Raw genomic sequence first — 15994 nt, 5'->3', positions numbered from 1 at the left:
CTAGTTGGCGTCCTCGCGGACTCCCTCGAATTCCTTCTCCAGGGCGCGCAGCTCCTCGCTCTGCTGCGCGGACAGCTTCTGCATCTCCGTCGTCTTGTCCTGCTTGCGCGTGAAGGCCACGTCCACCAGTCCCACGTCCGCCTTGAGGACGAGGTCATAGAACTGCTGGCGCACCTTCTGGAAGCTCTCGTAGGCGATGCGGCCCACCATGTTGCGCGCGTCGCCGGACATGCTGGCCACCTCCTGGTCGTAGCCCTGCAGGAGCTGCTGCTCGGCCAGCACCTTGTCCCGGATGACCTTGCCACGCCGCTCCACCTGGGCGCGCAGCACCTGCCGGGCCAGCTCCACCCGGGCGCGCAGGGCCTCGGAGCGCTGGCGCACCTCGTGGGTGTGCCGCACCAGCTCCGCGTCGTCCCCGGACAGCCGGTCCTCGGCGGCCCTCAGCAACGCGTGCTCCCGCTCGAGCGTCTCGCGGTACTTCGCGCGGATGACTCCCTCACCCGAGACGAAGGCAGTGGCGGAGTTGCGCTCGTCGGCCAGGCGCGAGCGCAGTTGCCGCACCTCGTCCAGGAGCACCGTCACCGTCTCCTCCTCCTGGCGGAGCTGGTCGAGGAACGCCTTCTCCTCCTCGGGGGTGGCGCTGCGCTGCTCGCGCGTGTCCTGCACCCACTTGCGCACCGCGGCGGAGATGGCCGTCATGCTCTGCAGCTCATGGCCCAGCCGGAAGGCCTCGCGGTCCAGCTCGTCCACCTGGGTCTGCAACCGCTCGCGCCGCGCCTCGAGCTCCTCCTGGCTGGCGGGGAGGCTGGCGAAGCGGGCGCGCAGGGCCTCCCGCTCCTGGCGCACGCCCTCCAGGGCGGTGTGCTCCTCGGGGGTGAGGCGGCTGTGCAGCACGTCGGCCTCCACCTGCACCAGGAGCTGCTCCGCCCTCGCGAGCGCGCTGTCCACCGCCTCCGCCCGGAGGTAGCCCTCCTGCAGCACGGGGAACACCTGGAGGCCGCGCTCGTCGAGCGCCTGGAGGATGCGCACGGCGATGGCGCGCGAGTCGTCCACTCCCTGGCGGCTGGTGTCGACGTCCTTCACCATCCGCACCGCGTCCGCCACTTCCTTCTGGGTGGTGGCGGACTTCAGCGCCAGCGGGGGCAGCAGCATGGTGACGTCCAACGTGCGCTCGTTGTTCGCCAGCAGGTTGTCGAAGTACGCGATGGGATCCTGGTTCACCCTCAGCAGCGCGTCCACCTGGTCTCGCACCGGCTTGTAGGTGCTGATGACGTCCTCGTACGCGGAGGTGGCCTCCTCGTACTTGCGCATCTTGAGCTGAAGGTTGCCCTGGAGGAGGCGGGCGTCGGGCGCGAGCGCGCCGTCGGGCGACACCAGCAGGAGGATGTCGATGGCGTTCTTCGCCTTCTCGAAGTCCCCCTTCTTCACGTGGACCCAGGCGATCTCGTAGAGCGACTCGACGAAGGACTCGCTCTGGCGGGAGATCCGCGAGTAATGGTCGAGCGCCTCGTCATGGCGGCCCAGCTCGTAGAGGAGCCGTCCCAGGGAGAGGTTGGCCAGGTCCTCGAGCCCGGCGAGCTCCGGCGCCTCCGGCGTCGCGGAGACCAGGGGACGGAAGTGCTCCACGGCGCCCGCGTAGTCACCCTCCTGCACGGACAGCACGCCGAGGAAGTACGCGCTCTGCTTCTGGAAGCGCCCGCCGGGCGTGCTGGCCAGCGACTGGAAGATGGCGCGGGTCCGCTCTCGCCGCTCCTTGTCCGGCAGGTCCGTCCGCTTGAAGAGCCACTTGGCGTAGACGTACTCCAGCTCCGGCGGCATCTGCCCACCGGACAGGCTCCGCGCCTTCTGGATGTGCACGTCGAGCCCCGTGAACTGATTGAGCCTGCCGGCGATCTCCAGGTAGCGCGTGAGCGCGTCCCGGTAGCGGCGGGTGTCCTTCAGGGAGAGCAGCTCGCGCAGGTAGATGCGCGCGGCGATGTAGTTCTTCTGCTGGTAGAGCGAGTCCGCCAGGTAGAAGAGCGCGTCCGGGTAGCGCTCGTGGGCGCGGAACTTCGGGTCGCCCACCAGGTCGTAGAAGAGCACCGACGCGGCGCCCCAGTCGCTCATCAGGTACTGGAGCTCTCCGTCGGAGAAGCGCCGCAGGCGGACCTCGTCCTCGCTCTGCTCGGGACGCTCGGTGTACTGCGCCTCGACGAAGCGGAGCTCCTTCTCGGCCGCTCCGACCTGTCCGGAGACCCGCTCCAGCCGCGCGGACAGCTCGGCGGCGGATGGGCCGGGGGCGGGCGGAGTCTCCTTGGCGCGAGCGGGCCCCGGGGCCGCGAAGGTGGCCGCCGCGAGCAGGAGGGCTGGGAGGCGCGACGTGCTCAAGGCCGGCCCTCTACTTCTTCGTCTCGGCGGGGGCCGTGGCGGTCGGAGGAGGAGGGGGCGCACCCGCGGCGGGCGCGGCATCCGGGGCGGGCAGTGGGCTCGAGTCGCGCGCCGTGCCGATGTCGTAGCGCACCGCCGGCCGATCCTTCAGATCCGTGGTCAGCCCTCCCTGCTCGAAGCCCACCACGCGCACGGTGGTCACCTTCCCCGGCTCCGCGTTGAAGGTGTAGCTGGACTGCACCTTGAAGCGGTAGCCCTCGAGGTAGCTGAACACCCCGAAGCCATGGCCGCGGTAGACGAGCCGCACGGCGACCTGATGCTGGCCGGGCACGATGCGGCCCTTGAAGATCTCCAGTTCCTCCGGCTCGGCCAGGCTGCCGTTCTCGTCCGCGCGGGTGAAGATGGGCGCGCCATCCAGCGCATACGCCACCGACTCCAGGATGAAGGAGTCTCCCATCTCGTTGCGGTGGAAGATGACCGCGCTCGCTCCGGTGGAGAGGTCTCCTCCCAGCACCGTCTCCTGCAACAGCTGCAGGCGGGCCTTGGAGCGGAAGACCTTCTCCTTCAGGTCGACGACCTGCTCCTCGAGCGTCCTCACCCGGGTCCTGAAGGCCTCGTCCGCCGTCTGCCCGGGAGGAGGCTCCGCGGGCGCTGGCGCCGCCGCCGTGGAGGCCGTGGGAGCGGGGCTGGCTGCGGGAGCGGGAGCCTGAACGCCACCAGGGCCCGTCTGCGCGAACGCAGGGGCCCACAGGAGCGTGCTGGCGAGGGCCAGCACGTGGATGGAGGAAGGGGAGCGCACGGAGCGACCTCGTCTGCTGGCGGCCGCGAGACCGCCAGACGTCTCTAGCCGCCCTTTTTCAGCTCCGTCAGCACCAGCTTGGCCACGGCCTTGAGCGTGTCGAACACGCCAACGCCCGTGGGCGCCACCGCCTGGTACTCGGGGATGTTGCGCTGGTTGAGCGTCTTGCGCATCTCCTCGACCGTCACCGCGTTGGGCAGGTCCCGCTTGTTGTACTGGATGACGTAGGGGATCTTGTTCAGATCGTAGCCCTGCTCGGCGAGGTTGACGCGGAGGTTCTCCAACGACTCCATGTTGGCCTCCATGCGCTCGACCTGGCTGTCGGCCACGAACACCACGCCGTCCACCCCCTTGAGGATGAGCTTGCGGCTGGCGTCGTAGAAGACCTGTCCCGGCACCGTGTACAGGTGGAAGCGCGTCTTGAAGCCGCGGATCTCACCCAGCGACAGCGGGAGGAAGTCGAAGAAGAGCGTGCGGTCCGTCTCGGTCGAGAGCGAGATGAGCTTGCCCTTCGTCTCCGCGGCGGTCTTGTTGTAGATGTACTGCAGGTTCGTCGTCTTCCCGCACAACCCGGGACCGTAGTAGACGATCTTGCAGTTGATTTCGCGAGACGAGTAGTTGATGAAGGACATGGCTTCCCGGGTTACTCGCTGAAGAGGTTGTCGATATCGTCGTCGGAAATCTCGGCGAACGGCGAGCCGACCCCGGGACCGTCAGTCTTCTTCACCAGAGTTTCGAAGATCTTGGTCAGCTCGTCACTGGCCTTCTTGATGCGCAGGCGCACCAGGCCGAGGCTGGTCCGGTTGTCGAAGATGACAACGAGCACCACCCGGCTCCCGACGATGGTCATGTAGAGCGAGTCCTTCGCCCCCTCGTGGAACTGATGGGGGAACTCGTTCTCTCCGATCAACTTCGCCAGGCCGCCCATCGCCGCCACGTTACCGGCCGTCAGTGACGCCAGCGAGGTGGTATCGATGTTCTGCGTCTGACCCGCGGAGGAGATGAGCTGCCCGTTCTTGTCGACGAGGAACACCACCTTCGCGTTCGCGTCCTTGGTCAGCCGGTCGCAAACTGCGTTGATCTTGGTGAACTCCTCTTCATACATCACCAATTGCGTGCCCATGGGCGTTTACGCTCCTAAGCGTCTCGCTCGACCTTGACTCCCGCGGCCCCCGAAGGTTTCCGGAATGAATTTCGGAGGTTAGGTGCGGCGCTCCCGACCGGGGGAGCTTTAGCAAAGCCCTTTCAACCCGGCAAGAAGCCACCTCTTTCCGTGGAAGCCCGTGCTCCCGGGGCTGGCATGCAGGCACATGCCCACAGAGGCCGCCTGCCCAGCGCCTGGGGTAGGGGTGCCCGGGCCGAGCCGGGGAGCGCGTCGTGCATGAAGGGGTGCCGGGGAAAATCGGGCGCTTCCTGTTTCGAGGGGACCTGTCGAGTCTTCACTATACTCTGGCCGTGCCGTTCCTTCCGCGCCCCTTTTTTTCCATTCTCCTACTTGTGCTCACCCTGGGGGGGCCGATCACCGCCAGGGCCGAGGGAGCGTCCGTGGAGCGCGCCACGGTGCGACTGCGGTACGGGTTGACCTTCCGGGAGGGCGCCCAGGAGGCCGGGCCGGCGGTGTCCTATGGGGGCATGACGCCCAACGACGTGGCGCTGTGGGCCGCGGTGTTCGGCGAGGGCTGGTGGGGGGCGTGGGCCAGCGTGCAGCGCGAGGGCTTCAGCCTCTCGAAGGAGACGCGGCTCATCACCGGAGGGGGACTGCTGCGGGCCTCGGTGGGCCCGGCGGCGCGTGTCTCGCTGGGGCCGGTGCGCGCCGAGGTGAGCGCCGGCTACGGCTTCGCGCAGCTGCCCACCTTCGCCAGCGCCGAGGGAGGAGCACGGCTCGTGGCTTCGGCGCGCCACGCCGCGCTGGTGGGGGCTCGCGTCCTCGTGCCGCTGCCCTGGCGCCTGCGCGCGGAGGTGCGTGGCGAGGTGCCCGTGGCCCTCGGGGCCTCGTCGACGGGCTTCGCGGCCGGTGGCGCGCTGCTCGTGCCGGTGATGCGGCGGGGCGAGTGGGGTGGGGCGCTGGTGCTGGACTACCAGTACGTGCGTGACGAGCTGACGACGGCGGACGGGTTGAAGTCCTCGCAGGTCCTCAGCCGCGCGGGGCTGGCGTTCGAGCTGACCCATGGGGGTGGGGAGGCCTCGCGGCCGCGGCTGGGGGAGCTCGTGCTCGCGGTGGTGGAAGAGGGGTCGGGGAAGGCACTGCCCGGTGCCCGCGTGGTGCTGACCGTGGGCGGCGTGGGGCAGGCGCCGCGCGTGCTCGGCGCGGACGGGCGGTTGACGGGGGTGGAGCTGCCGCCGGGTGAGGTGCTCGTTCGCGTCGACGTGGAGGGCTATCTGCCCCTGGAGGCTCGCACCACGGTGACGGCCGGTGGCCGCTCGGAGCTGGTGCTGCGGACGAATCCGCTGCCGCGCGTGGGCACCCTGGAGGTGTTCGTGGTGGATGGGCGCAACGGGACGCCCCTGCCGGGCGCGCTCGTCACCGTGGGTGGTACCGAGGTCACCACCAACGAGATGGGATTGGCCCTCCTGAAGGAGCTTCCACCGGGTCCACTGGAAGTGAAGGTGTCGGCCCCGGACTTCCGCGCCGAGCAGGAGGCCGTGGTCATCGCCGCGGGCATCGTGTCGCAACTGTCCGTGTCACTGACCCATGGGCGCCAGGGAGCGCTCGCTACCTTGTCCGGTCAGGTACGCAGCGTCCGTGGGGGGAAGCCGCTCCAGGCCCGGCTCTTCATCCCGGAGGCGAAGCTCCGCCGCCGCACGGACGCCAGGGGGACTTTCCAGGTCCAGCTCAAGCAAGGTAGGTATCGTCTCGTCTTCTCGGCTCCCGGCCACCTGTCTCAAACGAAGGTCATCACCGTGGGCGACGGCGAGCAGGCCATCTTCAACGTCGATCTCTTTCCCAAGACCCGGTGAGCTCCTTCCGCCTTCCCCTCGTCTCCGCGCTGTGCCTGCTGCTCGCCGCCGCGTGTGGAGAGGAGGAGGCGTTGCCTCCCGCGCCCCCGCCGGTGGCGCCCGCTCCCGCGACGGCGGAGGTGGACGCGGGCGTGGCCGAGCTCGCGCGGCTCGCGTCGATGTCGGGCGAGGTGCGGCTCGAGCGCGGAGGGAAGCAGGCACCCGCGAGCCAGGGGCCCCTGCTGCGCGGTGACGCGGTGGAGACGGGTGATGGCGCGAGCGCCACGGTGCTTTTCGCCGACGGGCGCACGGTGGAGGTGGGGGCGCAGGCGCGCTTCATCCTCGACGAGGACTCGACCGGCGTGGTGGTGATGGTGTCGCGCGGCCTCGTCCTGTCGCGGGTCCCGGCGGTTGCGGTGGGTCGGAAGGCGGGTCCGCGGGTCCAGCTCACCCTCCTCACGCCCTTCGGCCTCACCCGCCAGGGCGCGGAGGAGAGCGAGGTGCGGTTGGACGTGGGCCAGGACGAGAGCCACGTGGAAGTGCGCCTGGGCTCCGTGGAGGTGGTGGCGAAGAACGGGCAGACGGTGCGGGCCGCCCAGGGGCAGGAAGTCTCGGTGAAGGCCGAGAGCGTGACGACGCGGGTGCTGGAGCTGGCGCCCGTGCGGGTGACGGTGCACGCCGGGACGGGCCGCGCGGAGTGGCGCCAGAAGGGCCAGGCCCGGTGGCGCGGGGTGGACCGGAAGGGCGAGGTGCTCGGGGCCGGTGACAGTGTGCGCGCGCGTCAGGGCACGGCGCTGCTGAACCTGGAGGGCTCGGAGTCCACGCTCGCGCTGGGCCAGGGCGGCGAGCTGGTGGTGGAGGGCGTGGCCCGCTCCGGCGCGACGGACGAGGCGCGGTTGGACCTGCTCAAGGGCGAGCTGGGGCTGACGCTGGCTCCGGGCCATGTCAGCCGCGTGGTGTTGCCGGGGCTCCTGCTGGAGAGCAGCGGGGCCGCCCGGCTCGACGTGCGGCGCACCGGGGATGGCTTCACCGTGGACTCGCGCGCGGGTGACGTGACGCTGGTGCGTGGCGAGGCCCGGGCGCCCCTGCGCGCGGGCGAGCGCGCCACCGTGAAGGGCGAGGCCGCCGCGCGGGTCGAGTCGCTGGCGCGGGCACCGGTCGTGCTGGCCTCGCGCGAGGGCCAGCAGGTGTTCCACCGGCGCCTGTCGGAGGTGGCCCTCACGTGGGAGGAGGAGGGCGAGGTCCAGGTGGAGGTGGCCTCGGATTCCGACTTCAAGCGGCTGGTGCTGTCGGGCGTGGCCCGCCGCGGCTTCGTCAACGTGACGGCTCCCGCGAAGGGCTCGCTGTACTGGAAGGTGCGGCGGCCGGACGGCTCGGAGCTGACCCACGGCCAGGCGTCCTTCGGGCCGGAGCGCTCTCCCAAGGGCGAGCTGGGCCGGCTGCGCAACCGGGTGCCCGAGGGGCCGGAGAAGACGACCATCTTCTTCCAGGACAAGCCCCCGGCCATCACCTTCACCTGTCAGGCGGAGGCGGGCGCGGCCTCCTACAAGGTCTCGGTGTACCGGAGCGGAGCGCTCGGGCAGCCCGTGGCGGAGCGCTCCGCCACCTCGCCGCAGGTGCCGCTCGACGCGGGCCTGCTGAAGGAGGGCAGCTTCCTCTGGTCCATCACCCCGCTGGGCCCCCAGGGGCAGCCGCTGCGCGGCGGGCGGATGAACAAGCTGGAGCTCGTGTTCGACAACTCGGTGCCCACGCTCATCGTCAGCGCGCCTCGCGAGGGGCAGCGCGCGGGGGCTCGTGTCCGCGTGACGGGAGTGGCACCGGTGGATGCACGACTCTCCGTGAACGGCAAGCCCCTGGCACTCGACTCGAAACACCGGTTCGATACCTGGGTGGCGTCGGCGGGACAGCCTCCCGTTGTCGTATTCAAGATGTCTCGCCCTGGTGCACCGGACGTATATACGGTGCGCACGCTGAAGTGAGGCCCTGAGATGACGACCCCTCGCGCCCGGACGGAACCTGCAGGGAACGCCGACGCGCTCCGGCCCTATGGCCAGTACGTGCTGGTGCGCAAGCTGGCCGAGGGCGGCATGGCGGAGATCTTCCTCGCCAAGCGGCTCGGGGCGGACGGCTTCGAGCGCAATGTCGTCATCAAGCGGATGCTGGCCCACCTGTCGGGCCTGCCGGACTTCGTGGAGATGTTCCGCGACGAGGCCCGGCTGGCGGCGAAGCTGGTGCACCCCAACGTGGTGCAGATCCACGAGCTGGGCTTCACCGAGGGCTGCTACTTCATCTGCATGGAGTACCTGCCGGGGGAGGACTTCTCCACCACGGTGCGCACGGCGAGCTTCCGGGGCGAGTACGTGCCGGTGCCGCTGGTGCTGCGCGTGCTCGCGGACGCGGCGCGCGGCCTGCACTACGCGCACGACTTCACCGACGAGTCGGGCCGGCCGCTGAACATCGTCCACCGCGACATCTCGCCCTCCAACCTGTACGTGACGTACGAGGGCCAGGTGAAGGTGTTGGACTTCGGCATCGCCAAGGCCGAGTCGCGCCTGGCCCACACGCGCACCGGAGTGGTGAAGGGCAAGTACGTCTACATGGCGCCGGAGCAGGCCCGGGGCGAGGAGGTGGATCGGCGCGCGGATGTCTTCTCCCTGGGCGTGTGCCTCTACGAGGCGCTCACCCACGTGCGGCCCTTCGCCCGGGACAATGATCTGGCGGTGCTCAACGCCCTGCTGTCGGGCGACTTCCAGCCGCCGAGCGCGCTGCGCTCCGACCTGTCTCCGGCGCTGGAGGCGGTGGTGCTCAAGGCGATGGCGTTCGACCGCGCGCGGCGCTACGCCACCGCCGCGGAGCTCGCGGACGACCTGGAGGGCATCCTGGCGCTGGAGTCCCAGTCGCCCACCAACGCGCACCTCGCCACGTACCTGCGCGGCAGCTTCGGCGAGCAGCGCTATACGGAGAAGACGCGCATCCCCACGCTCACGACGCTGGGGCAGGCCGGGCACTCCATTCCGGAGGTGGTCCCCGCGGAGAGCTCATTCTTCCGCCCCATGGACACGCCCACCGCGCACGCGGAGGCGAGGACGAGCGCCGTTCCCGTCCAGCCCGTGACTGGCACCCGCACGGTGGTGATGGCTCCGCGCCGGCGGGGGCTGCTCGTCGCGGCCGTGGCGGGCGGTCTGTTGCTGGCGGGTGTGGCCTTCGTGGTGGGGCGCAATGTCGGGAATGCTCCGTCCGCCCCGGTGGCTCCGCCGCCGCCGGCTTCCGTGATTCCGGTGGCTCCGCCGCCCTCGACTCCCGCTCCAGAGGCCTCCGGGGTTCCGGCCGCCCAGCTCCAACCGCCCTTCCAGGCAGTCCCCGAATCCGAGGCCGCGGGGGCACGGCCCCCGGACGAGGCGGAGCCGCGGCCCCAGGTGAAGGAGAAGACGTCCACGCGCTCGCCGAAGACGCGCGTGTCCCTGGAGGCCGCGGACGTCCAGCGCGTGGTGTTGCGCAACCGGGCGCGCATCATGGCGTGCTTCGAGCAGTACAAGCGGGACTTGCCCGCGGACGAGGGGGATGTGCAGGTGCGCTTCACCATCTACTCGTCGGGCAAGGCGGACGCGGCCACCCAGGGCGCGCTGGCGACACGGCCCGTGGGCAAGTGCCTGGAGAAGCAGGTGGAGCGCCTGCGCTTCCCCGCGCACCGGGACAAGGAAGTGACGGTGGTGCTGCCCTTCGGCTACCGCGTCACGCGGTAGCCGGGGGCCTCACAGCTCGCGCCGGGCGCTGAGCGCCTTGGCCAGCGTGGCCTGGTCGGCGTACTCGAGATCTCCACCCATGGGCAGGCCCTGGGCGATGCGGCTCACGCGGATGCCCATCGGCTTGAGCAACCGGGTGAGGTAGAGCGCGGTGGCCTCGCCCTCCACGTCCGGGTTGGTGGCGAGGATGATCTCCTCGACGTGCCCGTCTCCGAGCCGCGTGAGGAGCTCCTTGATGCGCAGCTGCTCGGGGCCCACGCCATCCAGGGGCGAGAGCACACCGTGCAGCACGTGGTAGCGGCCCTTGAACTCCCGGGTGCGCTCCAGCGCCATCAGGTCCGCGAACGTCTCCACCACGCACAGGACGCGCTCGTCGCGCTTGTTGTCCCGGCAGAAGCCGCACAGCTCCGAGTCGGTGAGGGAGAAGCACCGGGCACACAGGTGCACCTTCTCCTTCACCTCGCGGATGGCCTGCGACAGCTCCTGGGCGTACTCACCTGGAGCGCGGAGGATGTGGAACGCCAGCCGCTGAGCGGTCTTCTCCCCGATACCGGGCAGCTTCGCGAGCTGGGCGACCAGGCGGTTGAGAGGATCAGGAGTCATCCGGTATCAAGTAATGCCGGGGATCTTCACGCCGCCGGAGATCTTGCCGAGCTCGCGCTGCATCTTCTCACGGCTGCTCGCCAGGGCAGCGTTGACGCCGGCGGTGACGAGGTCCTCGAGCATGCCCAGGTCATTGGGGTCGACGAGCGACTTGTCGATCTTGATGCTCTTGATCTCCTGCACGCAGTTGGCGACCACGGTGACGCGGCCGTCACCGGCCTTGGCCTCGACGGTCTCTTCGGCCAGCTCCTTCTTGCGCTGCTCGATCTTCTCCGTGAGCTTGTTGGCCTGACGAATGAAGTAGTTCAGGTCGATGCCGGGCATGAGCTTCCTCGTATGGCGTGCGAGCGGGCATCGGGGACCGCTCGGGATGGTGCGAAGGGCGCACCCTAGCGTCGTGCGCGTCCGTTGTCAGGCGCTGTCGTCGGGAGTGTCGCTCGCCGGGGCGGCGGCCGGGCGCACGGGCTGGTCGTACACCTGGATGTGCTCGATTTCTCCCCCCAGGAACTTGAGCGCGGCCCGGATGGCGGGGTGTCCCCGGACACGGCCCTCGGTGCTCTTCTCGTAGGCGGTGCGCTCCTGGGCGTCCTGCTCGGCGATGCTGATGAGGCCCGCGCCCGCGTCGGGGCCCGCGGCCTTGTCCGCCTCGGAGACATCCTGCACCACGAGCTTCGTCGGGCGGCCGAAGTGCTCGGAGAGGGCCTTCTCGACGGTGGCGCGCCCGTTGCCGGAGACCGTGGTCTTGTGGAAGCCGTCCTTGGGCGTGTAGCCGACCGCCACCTCGCCCTCTCGAATCCACAAAAGGCGGCCACACGCGAGCGACTTGGCGTGCCGGCCGGAGGCGTTGCGCACGGTGTCCACCGCCGCGCGCCACCGGTCCTGGAGGGGACGCCGGGGGTTGTCGCGGCCCGAAGCGGCCATGGGGGCCGCGGCGCGCGAGGCGTGGTGGACGTCGAAGGGCCGGACGGACTCGGCTTCTGGTTCCGGCTCGGCGGCAGGGACGGGCGGCACGTCGGGCAGGCACTCGCCCGAGGCACAGCCATCGGCCGGGCCCTCCTCGGGGAAGAGGCGCTCGTCCTCGACGGGAGGTGTCTCCTGTGGAGGCAGGCGCACGTTCGTCACGCGCACCACGGGCTGCGAGGGCACGGGCGCTCGGGCCTCTATCTCCGGGCGGGGTGATGGGGCGGAGGCCGTCCTGGGGGACAGCATGCCATTGGGGGCCTGGGCGCGAACCGGAGCGGGCTGGGGGCCACCAGGAGATGGAGCTCGAGCGGCCTCCCACGGACGCGACGGGGCCGGAGCCGCCGCGGAAGATACGGCGGGCTCGGGCGCGCGAGGCGCCGGGGTGGGGCGGGGCGGCTCTGGGGGACGCTCAGTGGGCGCGAAAGTTGGCGGGACCGGAGCGACCTCCGGGCGCTCCGGCAGCCACCTTGCGAGCGTCATCGGACCCGAGCCCCGAGGCGAGGCGGTCCACCCGGGCGATGAGCTCCGGGATGGAGCCGACCGGCGAGAGCTGGATGGCCTTGAGCAGCGCCATCTCCAGCGCGAGCCGGGGCTGGGGGGCTCGAGACACCTCCCACACGCAGCCGTGCACGATGTCGAAGAGGCGGGAGATCTGCGCCGGATCCGCGTCCTTGGCGAGCGTGGTGAGCGCGGTGCGCTCGGACTCGGCGAGCTCGGGAGGGGCCTCGCCCAGCGTCTTGGCCACGAAGAGGTGGCGCAACTGCAGCGCGAGCTCCTCCGTCAGCCGCTTGAGGTCGGTGCCGCGGTTGAAGACCTCCTCCACGCGCTCCAGCACGCGCTTGGCGTCCTTGCGCACGAGCGCCTCGGCGAAGTCCTGCACCACCGTGCGGTCGATGGCGCCCAGCGCGTCGGCCACGTCCTCGTCCCTGGGCTCGGGGCCGCAGGCGGAGAAGATCTGGTCGAGGAGGCTGAGCGCATCGCGCATGCCGCCCTCGGACTGGCGCACCACCATGGAGAGCGCCCGCTCCGAGATGGCCACCTTCTCCTGCTCGCAGATGTACTTCAGCCGGTCGAGCATCACCTTGGCGGAGATGCGCCGGAAGTTGTGACGCTGGCAACGCGAGAGGATGGTGTCCGGGAGCTTGTGCGCCTCGGTGGTCGCGAAGATGAACTTCACGTGTCCGGGCGGCTCCTCCAGCGTCTTCAGGAGCGCGTTGAACGCCGCTCCCGAGAGCATGTGGACCTCGTCGATGATGTAGATCTTGTGCCTGTCGCGCTGCGGCAGGTACTTGGCGTTCTCGCGGATCTCCCGGACGTTCTCCACGCCGTTGTTGGAGGCACCGTCGATCTCCGCCACGTCCACGGACGTCCCGGCGGCGATCTCCGTGCAGGCCTGGCACTTGCCACAGGGCTCGGGGGTAGGGCCCTTCTCGCAGTTGAGCGCCTTGGCGAGCAGGCGGGCGGCGGTCGTCTTGCCCACGCCTCGTGGGCCGCAGAACAGGTAGGCGTGCGCCACCCGGTTCATCTTGATGGCGTTGGCGACCGTCCGGACCACGTGCTCCTGGCCGGTCATGTCGTCGAAGGTCTGCGGGCGCCATTTACGGGCGAGGACGAGGTAGCTCATGGGGGGCGGCAATCTAAACACGGAGAACACCCGGGCGCACGATTTCCATGCACCGCTGCTCTACTTTTCGGGTCATCTCCGGGCGTCCAGGAATGGGACCCACGGAGTCGGATGCTTCACTCCAGGTCCGAGGCCCTCCGGGTGCACACCGGCCGAGCCCAGGGCGGGCGGACTCGCGCTCCACGGCTTGCGCTTCCTGGAGAGGACGGGGAGAGTCGCGAGCCCACTCCGATGACCGCTCCCGCGCCCGTCACCGCTCCTCCGCCTCCCCTCGTGCCCACCCCGGATGCGCCTCCCTCCGCGGTGCGCCGGAGGTGGCCGCTCATGCTGCTGCTGGGCACGGTAGGGCTGCTGCCCGCCGTCATCGCGGTGGCGCAGCTCGGGCGCATCCACCCGGACGAAGTGTACCAGTTGCTCGAGCCGGCCTGGCACCGCGCGCACGGCTACGGGGTGCTGGCCTGGGAGTGGAGGGTAGGCCTGCGCAACTGGGCCGCGCCCGGACTGGCCGCGTGGCTGTTACGGCTGGCGGACGCGCTGGGCCTCACGCACCCGGTGGCATACCGGGCGCTGCTCGCCGTGCCCCAGGTGGCCCTGCACGGGTGGATGTCGTGGGCCGTGTACCGCTTCGCCGAGCGCCGGGCCGGACACGCGGGTGGCCTCTTCTCGCTCCTCGTGGTGGGACTCTACGGGCCGGTGCTCGTCTTCGCGGGCCGGACGCTCGGCGAGTCCCTCTCCACCGCCTTCCTGGTGGTGGCCATGGAGGCACTCGACCGCGATGAGCGTCCGGTGCGCGCGGGCCTGGTGGGCGGCCTGGCGCTGGGACTCTCCGTGGTGGCGCGCTACGGCTCGGCGGTGATGGTGCTGGCGGCGCTCGTCTGGCTGGTGGCGGCGAGGCGCTGGCGGGTGCTCGCCTTCACCTGCCTCTCGGGGCTGGGCGTCGCACTGGGACTGGGTGCGCTCGACTGGGCGACCTGGGGCAAGCCCTTCCACTCCTTCTTCGCCTACGTGGACTTCAACGTCCTCTCCGGGCAGGCCGCGAGGCAGTTCGGCGCCTCACCCCCGGGCTTCTACCTGCATCCCTTCGTCACCGGGTTGCCCGTCTGGATGTGGGCCGTGGCTCCCCTGGGGTTGCTCGCGCTCCGCCAGCGGCTCGCCGTGTCGCTCCCGCTCTTCTGCGCCGGGGTGTACCTCGTCGCCATCACCGCCACCGCCCACAAGGAGGAGCGCTTCCTCTACCCGGGGCTGGTGCTCGTCGCGGTGGCCGCCGCTCCGTCCCTGGCGGCTTTCATCCTCGGTCAGACGGACGCCCGCTCGAGGTGGGGGCTGGGAACGGTGGCCCTGCTCGCCACGCTGGTGCCCGCGCACTTCTACCCGCCGATGGACCTGCGCGGGGACCAGTTCCGCGCCATCGTCTCGGCCACCCGGGACGACAACGCCCGCGGACTGCTCATCGTCAACGAGGGCCTGTGGGGCTCCGGGGGCTACTTCTACATCGGCAAGAACATCCCCTGGGGCACGTGTGACCACCCCTCGGATGCGAACTTCCAGGCGGCCATGCAGGACAGGCGCATCAACCGCGCCGTCACCTTCGAGGGCCGGGCCGTACCCGAGCTCCAGGCGGCCGGCTTCCGGGTGGTGGAGCAGGTGGGCCGGGAGACGGTGCTCGCGCGCGACTGAGCGGGCAAAAAAAGAAGGAGCCGGGTCTTCCTTTCAGAAGACCCGGCTCCTTCACAAGAACGGCCGGGACACACGCGGAGGTGCGCTACCGTTGCTTCCTTCCGGACCTGGCGGGGTTCACGTCCCCACGTTGTCCCGACCACAAGCTCTTCAAAATCTACAACAAGTACGGAGAGGGTGGGATTCGAACCCACGATACCCTTTCAGATATACACGCGTTCCAGGCGTGCGCCTTCAACCGCTCGGCCACCTCTCCATGAGACACTCTGCGGAGAGCGTAGGATTCGAACCTACGATACCGTTCCCGGTATGCCTGATTTCGAGTCAGGTGCCTTCGACCACTCGGCCAGCTCTCCAATATTCACTTTTCGCGTTTCTTCTCGCGCAGGCGCTCGAAGAATTCCTTCAAAATCTGGCGGCTCTCGTCCGCCAGGACTCCACTCATCACCTGGAGCCGGTGGTTGTGCCGTGGCTCCTCGGCGAGATTGTAGAGCGAGCCGACCGCTCCTGCTTTCGGATCCGAGGTTCCGAACACCAGGCGCGTCACACGGGACTGGACCAGGGCTCCGGCGCACATGGCGCACGGCTCCAGCGTCACATACAGGGTGACACCCGTGAGCCGCCACGCTCCCAGCGCCTTGGCCGCTGCGTCCAGCGCGAAGATTTCGGCGTGAGCCAGAGGGTTCCGGTCGATCTCCCGACGATTGAAGCCGATGCCGATGACCTTGCCATCGTGTACGGCGACAGCACCGACGGGAACTTCCCCGAGCCCGGCAGCTTCCCGCGCGAGCGCGAGGGCCTGCTGCATGAAAGCTTCGTCCAGACTCATGGGGAAATGGGAAGAGGGGAAAGGTTGGCGCTCCCTGGAGGATTCGAACCTCCGGCCTTCGGATTCGTAGTCCGACGCTCTATCCAGCTGAGCTAAGGGAGCTTGCCGTTTCCTTCTACCGCTCTACCACAATCGCGAACTCTGTACCACAACCACTTTCGCGCTACCACAACCAAGATGAGTGGCGGAGAGAGAGGGATTCGAACCCTCGATACCCTTTCGAGTATGCAGGTTTAGCAAACCTGTGCCTTCAGCCTCTCGGCCATCTCTCCACTGCCTTTACTGTCAAAGAACCGCGTACAGCAAGAACAAAAACGGAGGAGGTAGGATTCGAACCTACGGGAGGCTTTCGCCACCTGCGGTTTTCAAGACCGCTGCCTTCAGCCGCTCGGCCACTCCTCCAGCTGCTTGGAGCCGCGCGGGCCACCGAACTGCGTGGGCCGCCCTTCTAC

The 15994-nt window shown here is 69.6% G+C and carries 13 protein-coding genes, 5 tRNA genes and 1 other RNA gene; 4 read left to right on the top strand and 15 right to left on the bottom strand.

The features are described from left to right. The 4 genes from NR810_RS19045 to mglB are packed head-to-tail and all read right to left on the bottom strand — an operon-like array spanning position 1 to position 4289. Positions 1–2367 carry a tetratricopeptide repeat protein gene (locus NR810_RS19045; protein WP_257454265.1) on the bottom strand — a complete coding sequence of 789 codons (2367 nt, stop codon included), beginning with the start codon at positions 2365–2367 and terminating at the stop codon, positions 1–3. 10 nt (positions 2368–2377) lie between these two features. After that, the gene (locus NR810_RS19040) at positions 2378–3166 is read right to left on the bottom strand and encodes a dihydrolipoamide acetyltransferase (RefSeq protein ID WP_257454263.1); all 789 of its coding nucleotides are present in this window, start codon (positions 3164–3166) and stop codon (positions 2378–2380) included. Between the two features lie 44 nt (positions 3167–3210). Beyond that, positions 3211–3798: a gliding-motility regulator Ras-like GTPase MglA gene (gene mglA, locus NR810_RS19035; RefSeq protein ID WP_204221036.1), complete on the bottom strand. Its 588-nt coding sequence runs from the start codon at positions 3796–3798 to the stop codon at positions 3211–3213. Positions 3799–3809: 11 nt separating this feature from the next. After that, positions 3810–4289 (bottom strand): gliding-motility regulator GTPase-activating protein MglB, encoded by a 480-nt coding sequence (mglB, locus tag NR810_RS19030; protein ID WP_204221035.1) that lies wholly within the window; start codon positions 4287–4289, stop codon positions 3810–3812. Positions 4290–4726: 437 nt separating this feature from the next. Between mglB and NR810_RS19025 the strand changes: the two genes are divergently transcribed. The 3 genes from NR810_RS19025 to NR810_RS19015 are packed head-to-tail and all read left to right on the top strand — an operon-like array spanning position 4727 to position 9846. Next, complete coding sequence (locus NR810_RS19025) at positions 4727–6124, top strand: MSCRAMM family protein (RefSeq protein WP_257454260.1); 1398 nt, start codon at positions 4727–4729, stop codon at positions 6122–6124. Further along, on the top strand, positions 6121–8082 hold the full coding sequence (locus NR810_RS19020; protein WP_257454259.1) for a FecR family protein: 1962 nt from the start codon (positions 6121–6123) through the stop codon (positions 8080–8082). Before NR810_RS19025 ends, NR810_RS19020 begins: the two co-directional genes overlap by 4 nt. A 9-nt stretch (positions 8083–8091) precedes the next feature. After that, on the top strand, positions 8092–9846 hold the full coding sequence (locus NR810_RS19015) for a protein kinase domain-containing protein (RefSeq protein WP_257454258.1): 1755 nt from the start codon (positions 8092–8094) through the stop codon (positions 9844–9846). Between the two features lie 9 nt (positions 9847–9855). Here the strand turns inward: NR810_RS19015 and recR are convergent, their stop codons facing one another. From recR to dnaX, 4 genes are all read right to left on the bottom strand, one after another. Beyond that, a complete protein-coding gene (gene recR / locus NR810_RS19010) occupies positions 9856–10449 on the bottom strand; it encodes a recombination mediator RecR (RefSeq protein ID WP_257454257.1) in 594 nt (197 codons plus the stop codon). 6 nt (positions 10450–10455) lie between these two features. Continuing rightward, entirely contained in the window at positions 10456–10773 is a 318-nt protein-coding gene (locus NR810_RS19005; RefSeq protein ID WP_043399057.1) for a YbaB/EbfC family nucleoid-associated protein, read from the bottom strand. An 87-nt stretch (positions 10774–10860) separates the two neighbouring features. Further along, complete coding sequence (locus NR810_RS19000) at positions 10861–11595, bottom strand: DNA polymerase III subunit gamma/tau (protein WP_257454253.1); 735 nt, start codon at positions 11593–11595, stop codon at positions 10861–10863. 226 nt (positions 11596–11821) lie between these two features. Then, entirely contained in the window at positions 11822–13036 is a 1215-nt protein-coding gene (gene dnaX / locus NR810_RS18995) for a DNA polymerase III subunit gamma/tau (protein ID WP_257454252.1), read from the bottom strand. A 231-nt stretch (positions 13037–13267) separates the two neighbouring features. Between dnaX and NR810_RS18990 the strand changes: the two genes are divergently transcribed. Beyond that, a complete protein-coding gene (locus NR810_RS18990; protein ID WP_257454706.1) occupies positions 13268–14713 on the top strand; it encodes a glycosyltransferase family 39 protein in 1446 nt (481 codons plus the stop codon). A gap of 53 nt (positions 14714–14766) precedes the next feature. Here the strand turns inward: NR810_RS18990 and ffs are convergent. The 7 genes from ffs to NR810_RS18955 form a co-directional block, all read right to left on the bottom strand. Further along, an RNA gene (ffs, locus tag NR810_RS18985) (signal recognition particle sRNA small type) lies at positions 14767–14859 on the bottom strand. A gap of 23 nt (positions 14860–14882) precedes the next feature. Then, positions 14883–14969: transfer RNA gene (locus tag NR810_RS18980), tRNA-Ser, on the bottom strand. A 13-nt stretch (positions 14970–14982) separates the two neighbouring features. Continuing rightward, a tRNA-Ser gene (locus NR810_RS18975) sits at positions 14983–15069 on the bottom strand. Positions 15070–15074: 5 nt separating this feature from the next. Continuing rightward, a complete protein-coding gene (gene tadA / locus NR810_RS18970; RefSeq protein WP_257454250.1) occupies positions 15075–15542 on the bottom strand; it encodes a tRNA adenosine(34) deaminase TadA in 468 nt (155 codons plus the stop codon). Between the two features lie 25 nt (positions 15543–15567). Continuing rightward, positions 15568–15644, bottom strand: a tRNA-Arg gene (locus NR810_RS18965). Between the two features lie 80 nt (positions 15645–15724). Then, positions 15725–15814: transfer RNA gene (locus NR810_RS18960), tRNA-Ser, on the bottom strand. A 43-nt stretch (positions 15815–15857) separates the two neighbouring features. Next, positions 15858–15944, bottom strand: a tRNA-Ser gene (locus NR810_RS18955). Between the last annotated feature and the right edge of the window lie 50 nt (positions 15945–15994).

This window comes from Archangium lipolyticum, assembly GCF_024623785.1.
GTDB classification, from domain to species: Bacteria; Myxococcota; Myxococcia; order Myxococcales; family Myxococcaceae; genus Archangium; species Archangium lipolyticum.
The sequence above is the reverse complement of the archived record's forward strand: the minus strand, read 5'-3'. Positions and strand labels throughout refer to the sequence as shown.